This is a genomic window from uncultured Arthrobacter sp. (genome assembly GCF_902805515.1).
Classification (GTDB): Bacteria; Actinomycetota; Actinomycetes; order Actinomycetales; family Micrococcaceae; genus Arthrobacter_D.
Map to the genome: position 1 here is coordinate 38,919 of NZ_CADCTE010000002.1, position 20,661 is coordinate 59,579.

Below are 20,661 nucleotides of genomic sequence, written 5' to 3' on the forward strand. Positions count from 1 at the left end.
CCCGCCTTCGTGATGCGGGGCCTGCGTGCCACCGGCCACACCTTCACCGTTCCGCTCGACCACAGCCGGCCCGACGGCGAGTCCATCTCGGTCTTCGCCCGGGAATACACCTCCACCGACCACGACGACGCCGCCGTCGGCGCCCTGCCCTGGCTCTTGTTCCTGCAGGGCGGCCCGGGCGGGCGCGGGAACCGCACGACGCAGCTGGCCGGCTGGATGAAGGCCGCCGCCGAACGCTTCCGCATCCTGATGCTCGACCAGCGCGGCACCGGCCTGTCGACCCCCGCCGACGCCCTGACCCTGGCCGCCCGCGGCGGCCCGGCGGAGCAGGCCGCGTACCTCACCCACTTCCGGGCCGACTCGATCGTCGCGGATGCCGAACTCATCCGCCGGCGCCTGGTGGGAGCCCCCTGGACCATCTTCGGGCAGAGCTACGGCGGGTTCTGCGCGCTGAGCTACCTCTCCTTCGCCCCGGAGGGCGTCGAGCGGGCGCTCATCACCGGCGGCCTGCCGCCCCTTTCGGGCTCGCCCGACGAGGTGTACACGGCGACCTACGCACGGGTGGAGGAACGCAACCGGGAATACTTCGGCTGGTACCCCGGCGACCGCGGCCTGCTGACGCGGATCGCCCGGCACCTCGAGGAGGTCGAGGAGCACCTGCCGACCGGGGAGCGGCTGACCGTCCGCCGGCTCCAGATGATCGGCTCCTTCCTCGGCGGCAATACACGCGTCGATGTCCTCCACTACCTGCTCGAGGACGCGTTCGTTACGACCCCCGGCGGGCCGCGGCTCTCGCAGGTCTTCCTCGATCAGGTGGGCGCCCTCGTCTCCCGCAGCTCCAACCCGCTCTACGCCGTGATGCACGAGTCGATCTACTGCCAGGGCGGTGCCTCGGCGTGGTCGGCAGAGAGGGTGCTCGGGCGTTATCCGCAGTTCCGGCCCGATGCCGCCGACCCCCTGCTCACCGGCGAGATGATCTACCCCTGGTACTTCGAGGAGGATCCGTCCCTCGCTCCCCTGCGGGAGACCGCCGAGCTGCTCGCCCGGAAGGAGGACTGGGGGGCGCTCTACGACCCCGCGGCGCTGCGGCGCAACACGGTGCCCGCCGCGGCGGCCGTCTACCGCAACGACATCTATGTCGACCGCAGCCTCTCCCTCCGGACCGCCGCGGCGGTCAAGGGCCTGCGGGTCTGGGAGACGGCGGACTTCCACCACGACGGCATCTCCGATGACGGCGAGGCGATCTTCAACCGGCTGCTGGAACTGACCGGAGAACACTAGGGGCGCGCCGTCCGGAGGCCGCCTCCGGGCAGGCTGGCGGCCGGGCGGTCCTTCCGACGCCGGGCCGCCGCCCGTCAACCGGTGGTGCCTGAGCGCTCCGGGGCTGCCGGCCCGCCCGGCCGCCCGGGGGCGCTGACAAGGAAACTGCTTGTAGCTGCCGCGAGGGCGTCACCGGCACTGTTCGTGATCTCCCCCTGGGCGAAAATCACGCGCCGACCGGCCTTCATCACCCGGGCCGTCGCCGTGACCGGAGCATCCCCCGGTGCCATCGAACGGAAGTACTTCACGTCGATCTCGATCGAGGTGTACGAGGTGCCGGCCGGCAGCGTCGTGTGGGCAGCACAGCCCAGGGCGGTGTCCAGCAGGGTGCAGGCCAGGCCGCCATGGATCACCCCCAGCGGATTCAGGTGGGCCTCCTGCGGGCGGTAGGTGAACACCGCAAGCCCCGGCTGGACCTCAGCGATCTCGAACCCAAGCACGGCCGCCATCGGTGGAGCCGGAAGGGAACCCTCCATCACCCGCGTCAGGTACTCGAGGCCGCCCAGCGCGGTGAGGCTCGGCAGGGCGGTGCGGGGATCGGTCCAGGAGGTGGTAACCGTGCGGATGTCGTCCATGGGCGCCTTTCAGTGGAGCAAAGAGAGCAAAGCGGAGGTACAGCAGCCGCGGAATGCTCCAGCCGGCGTCGGAGGGCCGCCCGAGCTGGTTGCACCGAGCTGATTCACCGTGAAAGCCACCGTGAAAGCCACCGTAGGAAGGATACGTCGAACCGGCAAGGTCAGGGCCGGCCTTCTGGCAGTGCCCGCTTCGTTCGTCAAGGGTTTCATTGCTTTTCCCGCACGTTTACTTGGTACAGCCCCGAAGTTAGGTTGGTGCGATCGGTGGCACCGCCGCCGATCGGACGCCACCGCCGGCCTCCGTCCAGCCCGACACCAGTGCCCGGGCAGCATCCGGGCCGCTAAGGAGCGAAAGCGATGACTTCAAACGCAGAACAGCCGATGACGGACGACAGCATCCAGGTACGCCAGCTCAGCCACTACCAGTTCTCGTGGATCGCCGGAGAAGCCGGGCAGCCCGGCACCTACACCCTCCAGCTTGTCCTCGACCAGGGCGCCTGGGAGGAGGTCCTGACCCTCGACCCGGACGACGCGGACAACCTTCAGGACCTGCTGTCCACCGCCAAGACGGTCTACTACGACGTGCGCCGCCGCACGCTCATGTTCGGCACCACCCGCACCGGCGAAAGCTAGGGTGCGGCCCGGCCGTCCACGTCACGCAGCCGCGGATTCTGTTCAATGCGCCCCGGCCTCAGTACCCTGTGAACCAGGCCTAATGAGGAGGAAACCATGTTGGATGATCAGGACATTCTCGGACGCATCAAGTCTCTCGTGGAGGAGGAACACGACCTCCGCAGCGCAGGGGACGACAGCGCCCGCGGCGGGCAGAACGCGGCCCGGCTGCAGCGGCTTGAGGAGAACCTTGACCAGTGCTGGGATCTGCTCCGGCAGCGCCGGGCTCGAAGCGAGTTCGGCGACGATCCGGACAAGGCGGCCGCGCGGCCTATTTCCCAGGTTGAGGGATACCTGCCGCGGAAGTAGTTGAGGCGCCGGGATCCAGGCGACAGACGCAGAGGCCCTTACCGCTCCGGCGGTGGGGGCCTTTTGCGCGTCCACGCTGCCCGATGCCACCGGCGGCGGCAGGGAAGCTTTCGCCGGAGTCTTTGGGGGTGATGTCGACCACCGAAGCGTCATAATCGGGTTCTCCCGGCAGGGTTCCCCCGTAAGCTTCAGTTCGACGTCTGTCGAGCACCCGGTGTCCATCCGCTGCTGCGGCAGGCCAATATCACGGGCACTGACCCCTCGAGCGGGAACGCCCAGAACGAAGGATCCGCATGACCACCCCTCAAGAACCACTTCCCTCGGGCTTCGGCTTCGAAACAACGGCCGCCGACATCGTCGAGGGACAGGACCTCACCGGCCGCACCATCCTCGTGACCGGCGGGTCCGCCGGGCTGGGCCTCGAGGCGGTCCGTGTCCTCGCCGACGCCGGCGCGACCGTGGTTGCCGCCGTCCGGGACCCGGCGAGGGCAGCCGAAACCCTCGCACCGCTCGCCGGCGTCGAAACGGAACAGCTGGATCTCGCGGACCCCGCATCCATCGACGCCTTCGCCGACCGCTTCCTGGCCACGGGCCGCCCGCTCCACGTCCTGATCAACAACGCCGGCTTCATGGCGGCACCCTTCGCCCGGGACGGCCGCGGCATCGAATCCCATTTCGCCACCAACCACCTCGGCCATTTCCAGCTCACCCAGCGCCTGTGGCCCGCCCTGACGCGGGCGGGCGGCGCCCGCGTCATCAGCCTCACCTCGCTTGCCCACCGCTTCTCCGGCGTCGACTTCGAGGACCCCAGCTTCACAGACCGCCCCTACGAGAAGTGGTCCGCCTACGCCCAGTCGGTGAGCGCGAAGTCCCTGTTCGCCGTCGCGCTTGACGCGCGCGGCAGGAACTTCCGGGTCCGCTCCTTCGCCGTCCATCCCGGCACCATCCCCACCGGGATCGGGCGGCACCTGAGCCTCGAGGACCTCCAGGGCCTGGGCGCGGTCGACGAGCACGGCCAGCCCGTGGACAACCCCGCGTACAAGAGCGTCCCGCAGGGAGCGGCGACCATGGTCTGGGCTGCTGTCAGTCCGCAGCTCGACGGACACGGCGGGGTGTACACGGAGGACGCCGACATCGCCGTCGTGGTTCCCGACGACCACCAGGGCCCCTCCGGCGTCCATGCGTGGGCAGTCGATCCGCAGGCCGCCGACCGGCTGTGGGAGCTGAGCGAGCGCCTGCTCGGGCGTCCCTTCACCATCTGATCTGCTCCCGGCTTCCCTGCCGGAAGGGCTTAAACGAACGGGCCCGGCACCCGCGCTGTGCGCTGGTGCCGGGCCCGATCCTGTCCTGTGGGTCAGCTCTCGAGGTCGGAGTTCCGCGCCTTGGCGTCGGCGGCGGCGAGGTCCTCGTCAACCTTCTCGCTGCGCCCGCGCGAGCTGAGCAGGCTCGCGACGACGGCCACGACGATGGTCGCCACAATGACGCCGAGTGAGACGAACGTCGGAATCTCCGGAGCCCACTCGATGTGCTCTCCGTTGTTGATGAACGGGAGCTCGTTGACGTGCATGGCGTGCAGCACGAGCTTGACGCCGATGAACGCGAGGATGACCGACAGCGCGTGCTTGAGGTACACCAGCCGGGTCATCAGCCCGCCCAGCAGGAAGTACAGCTGCCGCAGGCCCATCAGCGCGAAGATGTTGGCGGTGAAGACGATGAACGCGCTCTGGGTGAGGCCGAAGATCGCAGGAATGGAGTCCACGGCGAAGAGCAGATCGGTCAGGCCGATCGTGACGAAGACGATGAGCATCGGCGTGAACACCTTCTTGCCGTCCACGACGGTGCGGACCTTGCCGCCGTCGTAGTGGTCGGACATCGGCAGCACGGAACGCAGTTTCGCGACGAGCTTGTTGTCCCCTGCGTCCTCCTCATCCTCGCCCGTATCCTTGGCCTGCTTGTAGGCGGTGTAGAGCAGGAACGCGCCGAAGATGTAGAACACCCAGCTGAAGTTCTCGATCACGGCGGCGCCCAGGGCGATGAAGATGCCGCGCAGGATCAGCGCGATGATGATACCCACCATCAGCACCTCCTGCTGGTACTTCCGCGGCACCGAGAAGCGGGCCATGATGATGATGAAGACAAACAGGTTGTCGATGCTCAGGCTGTATTCGGTCACCCAGCCGGCGACGAACTGTCCGCCGTACTCGGGGCCGGTGAAGATGAACATGATCGCCGCGAAGACCAGCGCCAGGGACACATAGAAACCCACCCACAGGCCGGCCTCCCGCATCGAGGGAATGTGGGGCCGCTTGACGACGAGCAGCAGGTCGAACAGGAGCACAAGTCCGAGAACGACAAACGTGCCGATCTGGAAAGCGAGGGGCAATTCGGGCATGGAGCGCCTTTCGGGGATCGCGACGGAGGTCCGTAAGTCTCTCCGCCGTGGCACTCTGCCAGCCGACCGCTACGCCCGGCGGGGCGTCACTGCCCTGCGTGTTGACGTTCGTAGCGCTTGGGATACTCCCCTACGTGGGGTCAATCCTACCGGCGGGGTGCTGATATGGGGAATTGCGTCCGCCCGCGGCGACCGCCACCACATGCTTGATGACCTCGGGGGCGTTCCAGTACCCTCCGTGGCCCTGGACGGTGCCGGCGTCGTCGGGGTCGGAGAGCTCGACGTTCACCGCGCCGGGCACGGGGCTTCCGACGGGGTCGGTGGCGCGCCAGAAGTTCGCCCACGTGGTGGAACGTTCGGCCACGCGCCCGAACCACCCGGGGGTGAAGTAGGCCGGGAAGAACGCGGCGTAGAGGGACACCAGCGGCGAGCCGGTGGTGACCAGGTGCAGCTCCCGGCAGCCTGAAAGCGCCCGGGTCTCCGCGACCAGCCAGGCGCAGATCACGCTTCCCTGGCTGTACCCGACGAGTGCCACCCGGGTGGGTCCGAGCCGGGCCGCCTCCTGCTCGATGCCGGCGATGACCGCCTCCCGGTAGGAGGCACCGGCCAGCGGGTGGTCGCGGACCGGCCAGAAGCCGGCAGCGTCGGCGGCCCTGCCGAGCACCTCCTGTACCGTCCGAAGCTGCCCGAGCAGGAGGGTGAGAACGGCGGCGGCGCCGGCGAGCTGGAGCAGCAGCACGGCGAGGGCGAGCCACGGCCCGCCCAGCCGGCCCTCCCCGAGGATCATCGCGGCGCCCATGCCCACCGCACCCAGTGCCGTGCCGGCGGGCAGGACCCGCGGAAGGAGTGTTGGGGACGCGGCGACGACGCGGTGCCACCACCGCAGGCGCTGCTCCCGGGCGCTAAAGAGTGGCCGCAGCCCGAGCCGCCGGTCGAGCAGCAGCGACACGGCGGCGGTGAGCACGGGCCCGGCCAGGGCGATCAGGGCGAGCAGCGGGAACAGGTCGAGCCGGCTGTCGCCGGCATCCAGCGGGTCGTCCCAGGCCAGCAGCACGCGTGCGGTGCGCGCGTCGTACTCCTGGCCGCCGAACAGCCGCACGACGTATCCGAGGAGGCCGTCGAGGAGCATCCGGACCAGGGCGTTGACCGAGTGCATGAGGAACAGGGCGAGCAGCAGCAGTCCGGCCGCGGCGCCCTCCGGCGCCGGGAAGCGGCCGGTTGCTCCCGCCCCACCGGGCCGGCGCAGCGAACTGACGATGGTGGGCAGCATCAGCGCGCCGAGGCTCAGGGCGATCCACAGCGCCATGGCGTCGATGCGCGGGACGGCGTCGGGGCCGGGAGTCGAGGGCCACGCCGGGGAGACGGTCTCCGCCGGGAGCGTCAGCGCCAGCAGCGCTCCGGCCGCGAGGAGGGCGCCGGCGTGGAGCAGGACCGCGGCGCGGCTGCGCCGGGGAACCTCCCGCTGCACCCGGATGACCCGGAGCCAGCGGTACGCGATGAAGGCGGCCAGGGCTGCTGCCGCGGCGGCGGGGATTCCCCGGGCGGGACCCTCGGCTGAGCCCTGCAGGCCGAGGGGACCGGCCAGGTGTTCGAGGACCGTCTCGCCGAGGACCACCAGCCAGGCCAGCTGGCTGAGGGTGAGCAGCACCGAGCCGGACTGGAGCAGCACCGCCGACGGCGCGGCGGTGGAGTGCCCGGGGCGCTCGAGCATGCGGCCGGCAACGTTGGCCAGCGTGAACGGGAAGGCCAGGTACCACAGGAAGCCGGTCCTCCTGCGGTTAGACCGCGACCAGTTAATCAGGCTCAGGCGGTGCCGCGGAAGCAGCGGAGGGTCGACGGCCTCGGCCCAGGGGTTGAGCCGGGTCACCCGGGCACTGGTGATGCTGCTCAGGTACTCCTGCTCCCCCACTCCGTGCACGCGGATCTCCGCGAAGCCGTCCCCCCGCTCCGGCATGGTGCTAGGCGTGCCCGGCGGTCTGCATCTGCCGGAGTTCCTTCTTCAGGTCCCCCACCTCATCGCGGAGCCGGGCCGCGAGCTCGAACTGCAGTTCCGCGGCCGCGGTGTGCATCTGGTCGGTGAGCTGCTGGATGAGGTCGGTGAGGTCCTCGGCCGGCACGGCGGCCAGACCCTCACGGTGCACGCCCTGGCCGGGCTTCTTCTTCCGCCCCTTCGCGGCGGCCTCCAGGAGCTCCCGGGTGTCGGCGTCCTCGCGGTTGATGGTGTCGGTGATGTCGGCGATGCGCTTGCGCAGCGGCGTCGGGTCGATCCCGTGCTCGAGGTTGTGCGCCACCTGGATGGCCCGGCGCCGGTTGGTTTCGTCGATGGCCCGCTCCATCGAATCGGTGATCCGGTCGGCGTACATGTGCACCTGCCCGGACACGTTCCGCGCGGCCCGCCCGATCGTCTGGATCAGGGAGGTGGAGCTGCGGAGGAACCCCTCCTTGTCGGCGTCGAGGATGCTGACGAGGGACACCTCCGGAAGGTCGAGGCCCTCGCGCAGCAGGTTGATGCCCACCAGGACGTCGAAGGTCCCCAGCCGGAGCTCACGCAGCAGCTCAACGCGGCGCAGGGTGTCGACGTCGGAGTGAAGGTACTCCACCTTCACCCCGTGCTCCAGGAGGTATCCCGTGAGGTCCTCCGACATCCGTTTCGTCAGGGTCGTCACCAGCACGCGCTCGTCGCGCTCCACGCGGGTCCGGATTTCGTGAAGCAGGTCGTCAATCTGCCCCTTGCTCGGCTTCACCACGATTTCCGGGTCCACCAGCCCGGTCGGCCGGATGATCTGCTGGACGAACCCGTCGGACTTCCCGAGCTCGTACTTGCCCGGCGTCGCCGAGAGGTACACCGTCTGGCCGATGCGCTCAAGGAACTCGTCCCACTTCAGCGGCCGGTTGTCCATCGCCGAGGGTAGGCGGAACCCATGGTCGACGAGGGTGCGCTTGCGCGACATGTCCCCTTCGTACATCGCACCGATCTGCGGGATGGTCACATGCGATTCGTCGACGACGAGGAGGAAGTCGTCGGGGAAGTAGTCGAGCAGGCAGTGCGGGGCGCTGCCCTGCCCCCGGCCGTCGATGTGCCGGGAGTAGTTCTCGATGCCGTTGCAGAACCCCATCTGCTGCATCATCTCCAGGTCGTAGGTGACGCGCATCCGCAGGCGCTGCGCCTCGACCAGCTTGTTCTGCGACTCGAGCTCGGCAAGGCGCACCTGCAGCTCGTCCTCGATGGCCTTGATCGCACGGTTCATGCGTTCCGGCCCGGCGACATAGTGCGAGGCGGGGAAGACGTACATCTCCTCCTCCTCGCGGATGACGTCGCCGGTGAGCGGGTTGAGGGTGTAGATGTTTTCCACCTCGTCGCCGAAGAACTCGATCCGCAGGGCGTGCTCCTCGTACATGGGGATGATCTCCACGGTGTCCCCGCGCACCCGGAAGGTGCCGCGGTGGAAGTCCATGTCGTTGCGCGTGTACTGCATGCCCACGAACTGGCGCAGCAGGGCGTCCCGGTTCATCTCCTGGCCCTTGCGGAGGGTGACCATCTTATCGATGTACTCCTCGGGGGTGCCCAGGCCGTAGATGCAGGAGACCGTGGCGACGACGACGACGTCCCGGCGCGTGAGCAGGGCGTTGGTGGCCGAGTGCCGGAGCCGTTCGACCTCCTCGTTGATCGAGGAGTCCTTCTCGATGAAGGTGTCCGTCTGCGGCACGTAGGCCTCGGGCTGGTAGTAGTCGTAGTAGGACACGAAGTACTCGACGGCGTTATTGGGCAGCAGTTCGCGGAACTCGTTGGCCAACTGTGCCGCAAGCGTTTTGTTCTGGACCATTACGAGGGTCGGCCGCTGGACCTGCTCGATCAGCCACGCCGTCGTCGCGCTCTTTCCGGTACCGGTGGCTCCAAGGAGGACAACGTCCTTCTCCCCTGCCTTGATCCGGGTGCTCAGTTCGGCGATGGCCGCCGGCTGGTCGCCTGCCGGCTGGTATTCGCTGATGACTTCGAAGGGAGCTACGACCCGCTTAATATCCTGGGCAAGACTCATATCTAGTACGTTATCGCGTTATGCGGACAATCAGCTTCCGCTTTGCTGGAGGCGGAACTGCAGTATCGCTCCGGCGCCGCACGCACCGCCCCTACCGAGGGTCGTGGGTACCGGCGGGAACCCCCGCGCCGGCCAGCTCAAGGTGGACCTCCGCCGCCCGTCCCGGATCGGCGCTGGAGTGGAACCCAAGCCGGCCGTGGCCCGCGGCCGGTTCCGCGCCCGGCTGTCCGAGGGCGGGCGGGAACCCCGCCGTGGTGAGCAGCGGCTGCAGTGCCGCCGCGTCGGCCGGAGTGGCCACCATCAGCCGAAACTCAAGCACATCCGGAGCCCGGAGCCCGGGAACCGCGGCGGGCCCAATGTGTTCGACGTCCAGCACCCGCGGATCGACGCGCCGGAGCCGGGCGCTCAGCCGTGCCGCCTGCGCCGGCCACGTCGGATCGGATCCCACGGGGTCAAGCGGGTCCCGGACTGCGGGGACTCCGGCGAGGAGGTTGGCGTTGAAGGGCAGGATCCGGCTGTGCCAGAGGGCCTCGAGGTGCGCGAGCGTGTCGGCCTCACTGCCGGCGTTGTCGATGACGACGTCGGCCGCGGCGTTCCGCTCGTCCGGGCCGAGCTGGGCCCGCAGGCGGCTGAGCGCCGCCTCCGGGGTCATTCCGCGCAGGCGCACCATCCTGTCGATGCGCTGGTCCTCGGGGGCGTCGATCACCACGACGAGGTGGAAGCGGGCCACCTGGCCCGTCTCGACGAGCAGCGGCAGATCCTCGACGACGACGGCGTCCGCGGGCGCCTCGGCGGTGCGGGCCTCGGCGAGCGCCCGGATGCGGGGGTGGAGGATGCCGTTGAGGCGTTCCCGCGCCCGGGGGTCGCCGAAGATGATGTCCCCGAGGGCCCTGCGGTCGAGGGAGCCGTCGGCGGTGGCCAGGTGCCCTCCGAAGGCGGCGAGCACCTCGGCGAGCCCCTCAGTGCCGGGCTCCACCACCTCGCGGGCGAGGGCGTCCGCGTCGATGACGACGGCGCCCATCGCCCTCAGCCGCCCGGCGGCCAGGGACTTGCCGGCGGCGATCCCTCCGGTCAAACCAACTCTCAGCATCCGCCAAGGGTAGCGCGGAGCGGTGGCCCGCCTGTCAATCCCAATCCCGGCACCTCACCGGCCACCCGGCCTATTACGCTAAGTAGGCTTACTACATTTCAAGGGGAGGCCATGGCACCAGTACTTTCGGACCTCGAGGAGATGGCCTCCTCGGTCTTCGGATGGGAGGATCTCCGCTCCGGGCAGCGGCGGGCGATGCAGGCACTGCTGGAGGGGAGCAACGTCCTGTGCGTGATGCCGACCGGTTCCGGGAAGTCGGCGATCTACCAGGTGCCGGGGCTGGCGCTCCCAGGCGTCGTCGTCGTGATTTCACCGCTCATCGCCCTCCAGCACGACCAGGCCGAGACCATCAACGCCAGTGCCGGGGCGGGCCGTGCGTACGTCGTGAACTCGGGGCTGAACCGGGCCGAGACCGACGAGGCCTGGGACGCGGCGGCGGAAGCCGATGAGGAACGACGGGCGAAATTCCTGTTCCTCGCCCCGGAGCAGGTGGCCAAAGAGGAGGCCGTCGAACGACTCCGCCCCCTCGAGGTGTCGCTGCTGGTCATCGACGAGGCGCACTGCGTCTCGGCGTGGGGGCACGACTTCCGGCCCGACTACCTGCAGCTGGGCTCCCTGGCGGACTCGCTCTCATGCCCCGTGCTGGCGCTCACGGCGACCGCGTCCGCACCCGTGCAGGAGGAGATCACCCGCCAGCTGCACCTCGCGGACCCGGTGGTCCTGGTGGAAGGATTCGACCGGCCCAACCTGCACCTCGAGGTGGTGCCCCATGTGCAGGAGGCCGACAAGCACCGGGCGGTGGTGGAGCAGGTGGAGGGGCTGGAGAAGCCCGGGCTCGTCTATGTCGCCACCCGGAAGGCCGCCGACAAGCTCGCGGAGGAGCTGTCCGCGCTCGGGATGAACGCCGCTTCCTACCACTCCGGCCGGCGCAGCAGCGACCGGGAGGAGGTCCACGAGGGTTTCCTGGACGGCCGGCTCGACGTGGTGGTGGCGACGACGGCGTTCGGCATGGGCATCAACAAGCCCGACGTCCGGTTCGTGGTGCACGAGGCCGTGGCCGACTCCCTCGACAGCTACTACCAGGAGATCGGGCGCGGCGGCCGCGCCGGCGGGCCCGCGGCCGCGACCCTTCACTACCGGCCCGAGGACCTCTCGCTGCGGCGGTTCTTCGCCGCCAAGACCGCGGACCGGCAGGGGCTGGAGCAGCTCTGCGCCGTGCTTCGGGCGCAGGAGGGCCCCACCAGCCTGAAGGAGCTGCGCGACCTGACCGGCCTGAGCCAGCGCAGGGCGGCCGGCCTGATGAACCTTCTTGAGGCTGCCGGCGCCGTCCGAGCCGGGGCGGACGGGTACAGCGCGGGGGAACTTCCTCCGGCAGAGGCCGCGGAGCGTGCGGTGGAGCAGGCGCAGGTCCGCGAGACCATCGACACCACGCGGGTGGAGATGCTCCGCCGGTACGCGGAGTCGCGGGGCTGCCGGCGGCAGTTCCTGCTCGCCTACTTCGCCGAGGAGTTCGACGGGCCCTGCGGGCACTGCGACAACTGCGCCGACGGATCCGCCCCGGAGAACCAGCAGCCCGAAGTGGACGTTCCCTACGCGGTCCAGTCGAAGGTGGAGCACACTGAATGGGGTCCGGGCACCGTGATGGGCTACGAGGACGGCACAGTGACGGTGCTCTTCGAAACCACCGGTTACCGGACGCTGTCCCTTGACCTCGTGGCCGAGAAGGGGCTCCTGCGCGCCGCCGGCTGATGCGGCCGGAGCGCGGCGTGCGGCGGGTTCATCGTGGCTGATGAGACCTACCGAACTGTCCGGACAGGACGAGGTGAGCCGGGCCCGGCCGCGCGGCCTCCGCCCGGCTGCCTCAGCGCGGCTGCGCTGGGTTGGTCGGGTCGCCGTGCGACGGTGGATTGATCGGCGGGCCAGACGTCGCAGGGCTCACCCGTGAGCCTGTCTGCCCCTGCCCCATCTCGGGCATGCTCTGCGCCGAGCCTTCAGCCAGCTCCGCGCCGCCGCGCACCGCCTCCAGCCGGCGCTCAAGGACCTGGGTCACCGGCAGCCGGTTCCCATGCTCCCGCTCGTAGGCGAGGAGCGTCTCCAGAGCGCCTTCGTCGAGGGATGTGATCCGTGAAGGAAGGGTGCCCAGAGGGATGTGGTCGTAGTCAGCCAGCGGAAGCTCGCTGCGTGCAGGGGACTCGCTCATTTCTCCTCCTCGTTTCGCCGTTCCGTCAGCGTACAAAGGCCCGAACGGCTGAGGCAAGGAGCTAGAGAGGCACCCGCGGAGCGGCTGGTTTACCTGTTGCCAACGCCGCCTCCGGCCCATACCCTGAGAGAGGTTGAGCAGTCAGCCATGGAACCTCATGTGGAGCAGCCATGGACCAATGCCTGACAGCCACCGGGTGGAAGAACCACCCGCGTACCGCCGGCCAACCGCAGTGAGACCTCTCTTCGAGCCCGCGCACGCCAGCACCCATCCTCCCGGCCTTACCGGCCGTCCGCCGTTTCCCGCCGGATATTTCCATTACCGGGGCACGGCCCTCTTCCTCTTCCGCAGGCGGCTCCGGCCCTGCCTCCAGAATCAGCGGCACGACCGCTGCACGCCGTAAGGAACATGCCATGACCATGGACTACCTCAAATCACTGGCCGTCGCCGCAGCCCAGCTGGAGTCGGCCGAGTTCTCGCGGGATCAGGCGGCCAGCCAGTTGCAGATGACGGTCCTTGAGGCCATCAGCAGCGGTGGGAGCGTCACCGCGGTGGCCGAGGCCGCCGCCCTTTCACCGGAGACCGTCTTCACCTTGTGCGATCAGGCCGACGGTGCCTCAAAAGGACTCCTGGTGATCTGATCCGCAACCGCCGAACGCGGAGGGCGCTGGTGGCCGCTGTGTATGCTGAATCCGTTGCCGAACATCGAATCCGAGCCGCGTGGAGCGCCGACATGAACCTACCGCTTGATGACCTGACATCGGTTTTCGCGCGACTGAAGGGGCTGCTCCTGACCGAGAGCAAGGCGGGCTCGGCCGTCGAGGCGCTCGCCGAAGCGATTAAGAAGTCGGTGGCCGGCTCCCTGGGCGCGGGCGTCAGCCTGATCGACGCCCAGGGCCGGGCCCGCAGCACCGGTTACACCGACCAGATCGTCGCGCGGGCCGATGAACTCCAGTACGACCTCGGGCAGGGGCCATGCCTCACAGCCTGGGCCGCGGGTTCGACCGAGCAGATCGACGACGTTTCGAAGGAGACGCGGTGGCCTGAGTGGTGCGCGGCCGTCGCCGAACTCCCGCTGCGCTCGACCCTCAGCACGGCGCTGATCCACGACGGGAGCCCCATCGGCGCCCTCAAGGTTTATTCGCCGCTGCCCAAAGCCTTCTCGGACCAGGACCGGAAACACCTCGCGCTGCTGGCGGCCGCGGCGGCCGTGCTGCTCGGCAACGCCCAGCCCGACCAGACACCGGCCGAACTCAGCAGAACGCTCCAGGAGGCACTGCACAGCAGGGACAGCATCCAAACCGCACGCGGGATCCTGATGGAGCGGTGGGGTGCCGGCCCCGATGAAGCCATGCGGAGCCTGCTCAATGCGTCCGTCCGCAGCGGCACCGACCTGCTTACCACTGCCGCCGGCGTGATTGACGGATCCGCCGACGTTCCCCGCTGAGGAGTCCCTGTGGAGAATCCCTCAGACCACGAGCACCAGCGGCTGCTGCTCCTTCGGGCGATCCGACATGCGCAGATCAGCCTGGGCGAGCTGTGGCTCCACTACTTTGCCATCGGCGGTGATGCCGGAGAGTACGAGGTGGAGGCCTACCTGCACGGTTCTTTCACCCTGCCGCCACTCCAGCGGGACCTGCTTGCCCATGCGGCGAATGAACTGATCGATGATCGACCGCCGCCACCACGCGCACCCTACAGCACGGATGTGACGGAGTCGGAGCATACCCTCAGCCCGGATTCCGGGTCGGGCGGGTACGGCCCGGCCATCGCCTTTGCTAACGATGCCGAAAACGACAAGGACAACCCTTCCACCTCCGACGATCGCCGCAGCGCGGGATCCGGAGGCCGCCGCGACAGCTTTGCCGGGATTGAGGAAGACCAGGACGGCGAGCAGGGGTCGGTCTGGAACGAAGGCACCCGCGGCGACGGAAGCGAATCCCCGTAGAGGACGCCCCGATCTGGGGCTTCCATCCGCTGCCGGGCGGAGGCTGCGCCCACCGGCTAGGATTACAGGAATGATCGCTCCGCACCGGCACCCAACCGCGTACTCAACGGTTCGGGGTGAACACCGGAACGAGCTCGAGATCCGGCGGTCCCGGTTCATCACCGTCCTGCGCAGGGTCGGAACCGAAACCGAGGCGAACGCTCTCCTGGCACAGCTGCGCACCGAATTTCCCACGGCACGGCACCACTGCAGCGCCTACCTGATCGGAGCGGGGCGATCCATCCAGCGGGCCCACGACGACGGCGAACCCGCCGGCACCGCCGGCGCCCCGATGCTCGAAGCCCTCAGCCGCCACGGCGCGGCAGACCTCAGCGACACCGCCGCCGTCGTAGTGCGGTACTTCGGAGGCATCCTGCTCGGCGCGGGCGGGTTGATCCGCGCCTACTCCCAGTCGGTGACCCGGGCCCTGGAGGGGGCGCCCCTGCTCCGCCGACGGCTCCTGACTCTTCACACGGTGCCGGTTGCGCATGCGGAGGCCGGACGGGTCGAAAACGAGCTGCGCGCTGCCGCCACGATGGTTCGAGGCACCTCCTACACCCCCGAGGAGGCGCTCATTGAGGTGGCCCTCGAAGCCGACGCAGACAGCTATGAGGATTTCCAGCGGCGGCTTGCCGCCTCAACCGCCGGGGCCTCGGTGTCCCACCCCGCAGGAACCGCGTGGGTGGACCTTGACTGAGTTCGACTTCGACCGCCTGAGCCGCAGGCCGGACATCGAGGCGCCCAACCTGCAGGCATACGACGCCACCGACCGGCTGCTGCTGGACACGGCGGCCGCCAGGCTCTCCGCGCAGCCCGCCGGCGTCGTACTGCTCGGCGACCGTTACGGCGCCCTCACCCTCGGGGCGGCCCTGCTGCACGCGGTCCCCCGCCCGCTCGTCTATCAGGATCCGCTCTCGCACGAACTGGCGCTGGCCCGCAATGCCGGGGCGGTGGGCGCGTCCGACCGGTATGAGCGCCGCGGGCTGGGCCCCGAGCTCCTCCGGGATGCCCGCACGGTGCTGCTCCAGCTTCCTCGCTCCCTCGACGCCCTGGAGGAGGCCGCCTGGAACATCGCCGCCTATGCCGATCCTTCGGTCACCGTCTACGCCGGCGGGCGGCTCAAGCACATGAGTCGAGCCATGTCCGCGGTGCTCCAGAAATACTTTGGATCCGTCACGGCGGGGCTGGCCCGGCAGAAATCCCGGGTTCTCACCGCCTCCGGAGCGCTGCCCGCAGGCGACCCGGCGTTCCCTCTCACGCAGCGGCACGACGTCGGACTCCCCCACCCCCTGGTGCTGCGCGCGTTCGGCGAGACATTCGGCGGGGCGGCCCTCGACCCCGGAACCCGGTTCCTCCTCCCCCACCTCGCGTCCGCGGCGGCGACGGATTCGGCCATCGACCTCGGCTGCGGCAACGGTGCCATCGCCGCCTACCTGGCGCTGACCCGGCCAGGGCTGCGGGTGATCGCATCGGACCAGTCGGCCTCCGCCGTTGCCTCCACCCGGGAGACCGCGCACGCGAACGCCGTCGGGGACCGGGTGGAGGTGGTGCGCGACGACGCGCTGTCATCCCAGCCGGAGGGGTCGGCGGACCTGATCGTCCTGAACCCACCCTTCCACATCGGCGCCACCGTTCATTCAGGCATCGCGGTGAAACTGTTCACCGATGCCGCCCGGGTGCTCGCCCCCGGCGGGGAACTCTGGACCGTCTGGAACAGCCACCTCGCCTACCGGCCTGCCCTGTCCCGGATTGTCGGCCCGACCCGCCAGATCGACCGCAACCAGCGGTTCACGATCACCTGTTCGGTGCGCCGCTGACTCACCCGGCACCGCGGCCCATCGAGGACGCAGCACTCAGGTCCAAGGTCCCCTCGAGCGGTTATTCCGGCACCCTCAACGAAGACCGCCTCCACCACCGCCCGGCCGTCCGGCGGCAAAAAGAAGGACCCCCGCCGAACGGCGGGGGTCCTTCTCAGTGTTCGGCGTAAGCCGGAGGGTTTAGGCTCCGGTCAGCTTCTCGCGGAGAGCCGCAAGCGCCTCGTCCGAAGCAAGGGTGCCTGAACCGGTCTCGGCGGCGACGGGCTCCGAAGAGTAGCTCGTTGCGTTCGACTCGACGGGCTCGTTGGCGGCAGCGGCGTCGTCGGACGCGTGCTGCACAACCTGCTTCTTGTGGGACTCCCAGCGTGACTGGGCCTCCGCGTACTGAGCTTCCCAAGCGGCGCGCTGGGTCTCGTACCCTTCGAGCCATTCGTTCGACTCGGGGTCGAAGCCCTCGGGGTACTTGTAGTTGCCCTCTTCGTCGTACTCGGCAGCCATACCGTACAGCGCCGGATCGAATTCGGTGCTGTCGGCGTCGACGCCCTCGTTGGCCTGCTTGAGGCTGAGGGAGATGCGGCGGCGCTCGAGGTCGATGTCGATGACCTTGACGAAGAGCTCGTCGCCAACGGAAACGACCTGCTCTGCAAGCTCAACGTGGCGGACGGCCAGCTCCGAGATGTGGACCAGGCCTTCGATGCCGTCTTCGACGCGGACGAACGCACCGAACGGAACCAGCTTGGTGACCTTACCGGGAACAACCTGGCCCAGCGCGTGCGTCCGGGCGAAGGTCTGCCAGGGATCTTCCTGCGTGGCCTTCAGCGAGAGCGAAACACGCTCGCGGTCCAGGTCGACCTCGAGAACCTCGACGGTGACTTCCTGGCCGACCTCGACAACCTCGGACGGGTGGTCGATGTGCTTCCAGGACAGCTCGGAAACGTGAACCAGACCGTCGACGCCGCCGAGGTCCACGAACGCACCGAAGTTGACGATCGAGGACACGACGCCCGGACGGACCTGGCCCTTTTCGAGCTTGTTGAGGAAGGTCGAGCGGACCTCGGACTGGGTCTGCTCCAGCCAGGCGCGACGCGACAGCACAACGTTGTTGCGGTTCTTGTCGAGCTCGATGATCTTCGCTTCGATCTGCTGGCCGATGTACGGAGCCAGGTCGCGCACGCGGCGCATCTCGACGAGCGACGCGGGCAGGAAGCCGCGCAGGCCGATGTCGAGGATAAGACCACCCTTGACGACCTCGATAACGGTACCGGTGACGACGCCGTCTTCTTCCTTGACCTTTTCGATGTCGCCCCAGGCACGCTCGTACTGAGCGCGCTTCTTGGACAGGATCAGACGGCCTTCTTTGTCCTCCTTGGTGAGCACCAGGGCCTCGACCTGATCGCCGACGGAGACGACGTCTCCGGGGTCAACGTCGTGCTTGATGGAAAGCTCACGGGAAGGGATGACACCCTCGGTCTTGTAACCGATGTCGAGCAGGACCTCATCGCGGTCGACCTTGACGACAGTACCTTCGACGAGATCTCCGTCGTTGAAGTACTTGATCGTCGCGTCTACTGCTGCGAGGAAGTCCTCAGCGGTGCCGATGTCGTTGATAGCGACCTGCGGGGCACCTTTGTTCTCGGTGGTGGTGATGGTCATGTAGTTGGGGCTCCGTTGTGGAAGATTACTTGATCCGGCCATTACGGACGCCCCAAAAAAGCCGGCTGTTCAGCCGGGCAATCCAGGGGAATCCGATGTCCGGAAGCGGACAGATTGGATAAAACCTAAAGAGCGGTTCTATTGGTATTGCGCCGAAACTCGCACGGCGGATGCCGGCCCGAACCACAGCGCAATACGCGCCCGTCTAGTCTAACGGCGGGAGCCAACCCCGTCAAAGCGGACAGGCGGTCGCCACCTGCCGGAAGTGCCCTAGAAATGCGTGATGCAGTAAGGATCCTGAGCGTCCCGGAACAGGTCGTTGAGGAATTCGACGACGCCCTCGGTGCGGGGCTCGATCAGGCCGGCGCCCACCAGCGCTGCGGGGCTGACGCCGCCGAGGTAGAGGGAGCCGAGCGCGGCAATGTCCAGGACGACGTCGGCCTCCATGTTCGGGCTGACCTGTTCCACCCGGGCCCGGCCGTCGGCGACGGCGAACTCAAAGGTTCCACCGGCCATCCCCTGCGCGTCGGTCACCTCGATCACGAGCTCTCCCTCGGTGCGGTATCCGCGCCCCTCAAGGGCCTTCGCGACGTCGAGCAGGCGCACCCAGAGGACATCGTCGACGCCGTTGACCCGGTAGCAGCGGCGGTCGGCAAGCGCCCACGGCAGCGGGTCGTCGACGGCGGCGCCGTCCCAGGTCACCTCCTGGATGAGGTCGAGCGAGCCGAGGTACCGCCAGAGCCCGAGGTAGGCCTCCTCGGTGCCCGCGACCAGGTCGATGATCCGGACCGTGTAGGGCTCCTTGGACCACCCCTCGAACCGGTAGGCGACGTAGCCGACGGCGTTGCCGGCGTCGTCGTAATGGACCGCCGTGCGCACCGCCTTGTCTTCGACCGGACGTTCGCGGCCCCACTGGCCCGAGACGCGCCTGGCGTAGGAGTACTGGCGCCCGACCGATCCCCTGGTGCGCCGGTGGAACTGAGCGAACACCGCGCCGGCCAGCGCCGGGACCTCGGCGGGTTTGGCCAGCTCCGTCCGTCCGGTGGGCGTGCCGAGCACTGCGAAGCGTTCCCGCACGTCAACGGTGACGCTGGTGGTGAAGGTGGCACAGCCGAAGCCGAACCGCCCGTAGATGGTGGCTTCGGACGCCGTCAGCACCGCCACGGGCACGCCCGCGGCGGCCGCGGCCTGCAGGTCCCCGGTCATCATCCGGCGCAGCAGGCCGCGCCGCCGGTGGGTGGGCCGCACCGTCACCGAGGTGATGAGGTGGGCCTGGATCGGCTTCGGGCCGCCGGCGTTGAGCGTGTTGCGCATTGAGGCGTAGGTCGCCACCGGGACGGCTCCGTCAACCGAGAGGGCCCCGGGGGCGTCGTCGTGAACGCCGATCAGGGTCCGGGCGTCGGCGGCGAAGGCCTTCACATACTCCGGGTAGTCCTCGGCGTTGGCCCGTGGCTCGAAGAACCCGACACCCACGGCGTAGAACCAGTTGGCGAACCGTCCGCCCGGCGACGTGTCCTCCTCGGCGGTGACCTGAAACTTCTCAAGGCGCAGTTCGGTGGAGGTGCCCGGCGTCGTCGTCTGTGTGCTCACGCTCCAAAACCCTAGCCGGATTACGCGCCCTCCACCACAGGCCGCGGAGCATTCGTCAGTGCGCCGCCTCGTGCCAGCTCAGGCCGGTTCCCACGGAGACATCGAGGGGCACCGAGAGGTCCGCCGCGCCCGCCATCTGCTCCCGCACCAGGGCCTCGACGACGTCCTTCTCCCCCTCGGCGATTTCAAGGACAAGTTCGTCGTGCACCTGCAGCAGCATGCGTGAGGAGAGGCCCTTGGCCTTCAGGGCGCCGTCCACGCCGAGCATCGCCTTCTTGATGATGTCGGCGGCCGAGCCCTGGATGGGGGCGTTCAGCGCGGCCCGCTCCGCCATCTCCCGCAGCTGCCGGTTGTCGCTGGAGAGGTCGGGGAGGTACCGGCGCCTTCCCTCGATGGTCGAGGTGTAGCCGTCCTTGCGTGCCTGCTCGACGATCCCGCGGAGGTAGTCGCGGACGGCCCCGAAGCGCTCGAAGTAATCGCGCATGAGGGTGCGCGCCTCGTCAACCGAGATGGCCAGCTGCTTGGACAGCCCGAAGGAGCTGAGCCCGTAGACAAGGCCGTAGGACATTGCCTTGACCTTGGAGCGCATGGCGCTGGTCACCTCCTCGGGGGCCACCCCGAAGATGTGGGAGCCGACGTACCGGTGGAGGTCCTCCCCCTCCTGGAACGCGAAGATGAGCCCCTCGTCGCCGGAGAGGTGCGCCATGATGCGCATCTCGATCTGGGAGTAGTCGGCGGTCATCAACGTCTCGTACCGGGTGCCGCCGGTCCCCTCGCCGACGACGAACACCTCGCGGATGCGTCGGCCCTCGTCGGAGCGAACGGGGATGTTCTGCAGGTTCGGGTTGATGGAGGACAGCCGGCCCGTCGCGGCGACCGTCTGCGCGTAGGTGGTGTGGATCCGCCCGTCGTCGGCGACCGACTTGAGCAGGCCCTCGACGGTCTGCCGGAGCTTCGTGGCATCCCGGTAGGCCAGGAGCTGCTCAAGGAACGGGTGCCCGGTCTTGACGATGAGGTCG

The 20,661-nt window shown here is 68.7% G+C and carries 19 protein-coding genes; 10 read left to right on the plus strand and 9 right to left on the minus strand.

The genetic code is table 11. From position 1 onward, the window contains the following. The first annotated feature begins 12 nt into the window (after nt 1-12). On the plus strand, nt 13-1,281 hold the full coding sequence (locus tag QZX79_RS00890) for an alpha/beta fold hydrolase (protein WP_294563440.1): 1,269 nt from the start codon (nt 13-15) through the stop codon (nt 1,279-1,281). Nucleotides 1,282-1,355: 74 nt separating this feature from the next. Here QZX79_RS00890 and QZX79_RS00895 read toward each other — a convergent pair whose 3' ends face one another. Then, the gene (locus QZX79_RS00895) at nt 1,356-1,895 is read right to left on the minus strand and encodes a PaaI family thioesterase (RefSeq protein WP_294563402.1); all 540 of its coding nucleotides are present in this window, start codon (nt 1,893-1,895) and stop codon (nt 1,356-1,358) included. A 357-nt stretch (nt 1,896-2,252) separates the two neighbouring features. Between QZX79_RS00895 and QZX79_RS00900 the strand changes: the two genes are divergently transcribed. The 3 genes from QZX79_RS00900 to QZX79_RS00910 all read left to right on the plus strand — a co-directional run bounded on the left by QZX79_RS00900 (nt 2,253) and on the right by QZX79_RS00910 (nt 4,138). Next, nucleotides 2,253-2,528 carry a hypothetical protein gene (locus QZX79_RS00900; RefSeq protein WP_120168307.1) on the plus strand — a complete coding sequence of 92 codons (276 nt, stop codon included), beginning with the start codon at nt 2,253-2,255 and terminating at the stop codon, nt 2,526-2,528. Between the two features lie 99 nt (nt 2,529-2,627). Beyond that, complete coding sequence (locus QZX79_RS00905) at nt 2,628-2,876, plus strand: DUF2630 family protein (RefSeq protein ID WP_294563442.1); 249 nt, start codon at nt 2,628-2,630, stop codon at nt 2,874-2,876. A 293-nt stretch (nt 2,877-3,169) separates the two neighbouring features. Then, nucleotides 3,170-4,138: an SDR family NAD(P)-dependent oxidoreductase gene (locus QZX79_RS00910; protein WP_294563404.1), complete on the plus strand. Its 969-nt coding sequence runs from the start codon at nt 3,170-3,172 to the stop codon at nt 4,136-4,138. A gap of 92 nt (nt 4,139-4,230) precedes the next feature. Here QZX79_RS00910 and QZX79_RS00915 read toward each other — a convergent pair whose 3' ends face one another. From QZX79_RS00915 to coaE, 4 genes are all read right to left on the minus strand, one after another. After that, nucleotides 4,231-5,268, minus strand: a complete 1,038-nt coding sequence (locus QZX79_RS00915) for a TerC family protein (RefSeq protein ID WP_294563406.1) — start codon at nt 5,266-5,268, stop codon at nt 4,231-4,233. A 130-nt stretch (nt 5,269-5,398) separates the two neighbouring features. Next, nucleotides 5,399-7,222 carry a hypothetical protein gene (locus tag QZX79_RS00920; RefSeq protein ID WP_294563409.1) on the minus strand — a complete coding sequence of 608 codons (1,824 nt, stop codon included), beginning with the start codon at nt 7,220-7,222 and terminating at the stop codon, nt 5,399-5,401. 4 nt (nt 7,223-7,226) lie between these two features. Then, nucleotides 7,227-9,305: an excinuclease ABC subunit UvrB gene (gene uvrB, locus QZX79_RS00925; protein ID WP_294563410.1), complete on the minus strand. Its 2,079-nt coding sequence runs from the start codon at nt 9,303-9,305 to the stop codon at nt 7,227-7,229. A gap of 91 nt (nt 9,306-9,396) precedes the next feature. Continuing rightward, nucleotides 9,397-10,395, minus strand: coding sequence for a dephospho-CoA kinase (coaE, locus tag QZX79_RS00930; protein WP_294563411.1), 999 nt, complete (start codon nt 10,393-10,395; stop codon nt 9,397-9,399). A gap of 111 nt (nt 10,396-10,506) precedes the next feature. Between coaE and QZX79_RS00935 the strand changes: the two genes are divergently transcribed. Beyond that, a complete protein-coding gene (locus tag QZX79_RS00935; RefSeq protein ID WP_294563414.1) occupies nt 10,507-12,144 on the plus strand; it encodes an ATP-dependent DNA helicase RecQ in 1,638 nt (545 codons plus the stop codon). Between the two features lie 112 nt (nt 12,145-12,256). Here the strand turns inward: QZX79_RS00935 and QZX79_RS00940 are convergent, their stop codons facing one another. Next, a complete protein-coding gene (locus QZX79_RS00940) occupies nt 12,257-12,595 on the minus strand; it encodes a hypothetical protein (RefSeq protein WP_294563417.1) in 339 nt (112 codons plus the stop codon). A 413-nt stretch (nt 12,596-13,008) separates the two neighbouring features. Here QZX79_RS00940 and QZX79_RS00945 point away from each other — a divergent pair, with 413 nt between their 5' ends. From QZX79_RS00945 to QZX79_RS00965, 5 genes are all read left to right on the plus strand, one after another. Further along, nucleotides 13,009-13,236, plus strand: coding sequence for a hypothetical protein (locus QZX79_RS00945; RefSeq protein ID WP_294563419.1), 228 nt, complete (start codon nt 13,009-13,011; stop codon nt 13,234-13,236). A 92-nt stretch (nt 13,237-13,328) separates the two neighbouring features. Then, the gene (locus QZX79_RS00950; protein ID WP_294563423.1) at nt 13,329-14,042 is read left to right on the plus strand and encodes a GAF and ANTAR domain-containing protein; all 714 of its coding nucleotides are present in this window, start codon (nt 13,329-13,331) and stop codon (nt 14,040-14,042) included. Nucleotides 14,043-14,051: 9 nt separating this feature from the next. Further along, complete coding sequence (locus QZX79_RS18520) at nt 14,052-14,543, plus strand: hypothetical protein (RefSeq protein ID WP_366484645.1); 492 nt, start codon at nt 14,052-14,054, stop codon at nt 14,541-14,543. Nucleotides 14,544-14,613: 70 nt separating this feature from the next. Continuing rightward, complete coding sequence (locus tag QZX79_RS00960) at nt 14,614-15,279, plus strand: YigZ family protein (protein WP_294563425.1); 666 nt, start codon at nt 14,614-14,616, stop codon at nt 15,277-15,279. Then, a complete protein-coding gene (locus tag QZX79_RS00965; protein ID WP_294563427.1) occupies nt 15,272-16,399 on the plus strand; it encodes a class I SAM-dependent methyltransferase in 1,128 nt (375 codons plus the stop codon). Before QZX79_RS00960 ends, QZX79_RS00965 begins: the two co-directional genes overlap by 8 nt. A gap of 180 nt (nt 16,400-16,579) precedes the next feature. On the opposite strand, the gene rpsA is transcribed toward QZX79_RS00965, so the two are convergent. From rpsA to QZX79_RS00980, 3 genes are all read right to left on the minus strand, one after another. Continuing rightward, a complete protein-coding gene (rpsA, locus tag QZX79_RS00970; protein WP_294563430.1) occupies nt 16,580-18,052 on the minus strand; it encodes a 30S ribosomal protein S1 in 1,473 nt (490 codons plus the stop codon). A 270-nt stretch (nt 18,053-18,322) separates the two neighbouring features. Next, nucleotides 18,323-19,642, minus strand: coding sequence for a GNAT family N-acetyltransferase (locus QZX79_RS00975; RefSeq protein ID WP_294563432.1), 1,320 nt, complete (start codon nt 19,640-19,642; stop codon nt 18,323-18,325). A 55-nt stretch (nt 19,643-19,697) separates the two neighbouring features. Continuing rightward, a partial coding sequence (locus QZX79_RS00980) for a DNA polymerase (protein ID WP_294563434.1) occupies nt 19,698-20,661 on the minus strand: 964 nt, incomplete at its 5' end.

What these genes read in the sequence shown, in the direction of transcription:
- coaE (WP_294563411.1), bottom strand. Translation starts at nt 10,395, where the DNA reads ATGCTGAGAGTTGGTTTGACCGGAGGGATCGCCGCCGGCAAGTCCCTG.
- QZX79_RS00890 (WP_294563440.1), top strand. Translation starts at nt 13, where the DNA reads ATGCGGGGCCTGCGTGCCACCGGCCACACCTTCACCGTTCCGCTCGAC.
- QZX79_RS00950 (WP_294563423.1), top strand. Translation starts at nt 13,329, where the DNA reads ATGAACCTACCGCTTGATGACCTGACATCGGTTTTCGCGCGACTGAAG.
- rpsA (WP_294563430.1), bottom strand. Translation starts at nt 18,052, where the DNA reads ATGACCATCACCACCACCGAGAACAAAGGTGCCCCGCAGGTCGCTATC.
- uvrB (WP_294563410.1), bottom strand. Translation starts at nt 9,305, where the DNA reads ATGAGTCTTGCCCAGGATATTAAGCGGGTCGTAGCTCCCTTCGAAGTC.
- QZX79_RS00960 (WP_294563425.1), top strand. Translation starts at nt 14,614, where the DNA reads ATGATCGCTCCGCACCGGCACCCAACCGCGTACTCAACGGTTCGGGGT.
- QZX79_RS00940 (WP_294563417.1), bottom strand. Translation starts at nt 12,595, where the DNA reads ATGAGCGAGTCCCCTGCACGCAGCGAGCTTCCGCTGGCTGACTACGAC.
- QZX79_RS00920 (WP_294563409.1), bottom strand. Translation starts at nt 7,222, where the DNA reads ATGCCGGAGCGGGGGGACGGCTTCGCGGAGATCCGCGTGCACGGAGTG.
- QZX79_RS00915 (WP_294563406.1), bottom strand. Translation starts at nt 5,268, where the DNA reads ATGCCCGAATTGCCCCTCGCTTTCCAGATCGGCACGTTTGTCGTTCTC.
- QZX79_RS00900 (WP_120168307.1), top strand. Translation starts at nt 2,253, where the DNA reads ATGACTTCAAACGCAGAACAGCCGATGACGGACGACAGCATCCAGGTA.
- QZX79_RS00895 (WP_294563402.1), bottom strand. Translation starts at nt 1,895, where the DNA reads ATGGACGACATCCGCACGGTTACCACCTCCTGGACCGATCCCCGCACC.
- QZX79_RS00935 (WP_294563414.1), top strand. Translation starts at nt 10,507, where the DNA reads ATGGCACCAGTACTTTCGGACCTCGAGGAGATGGCCTCCTCGGTCTTC.
- QZX79_RS00910 (WP_294563404.1), top strand. Translation starts at nt 3,170, where the DNA reads ATGACCACCCCTCAAGAACCACTTCCCTCGGGCTTCGGCTTCGAAACA.
- QZX79_RS00945 (WP_294563419.1), top strand. Translation starts at nt 13,009, where the DNA reads ATGACCATGGACTACCTCAAATCACTGGCCGTCGCCGCAGCCCAGCTG.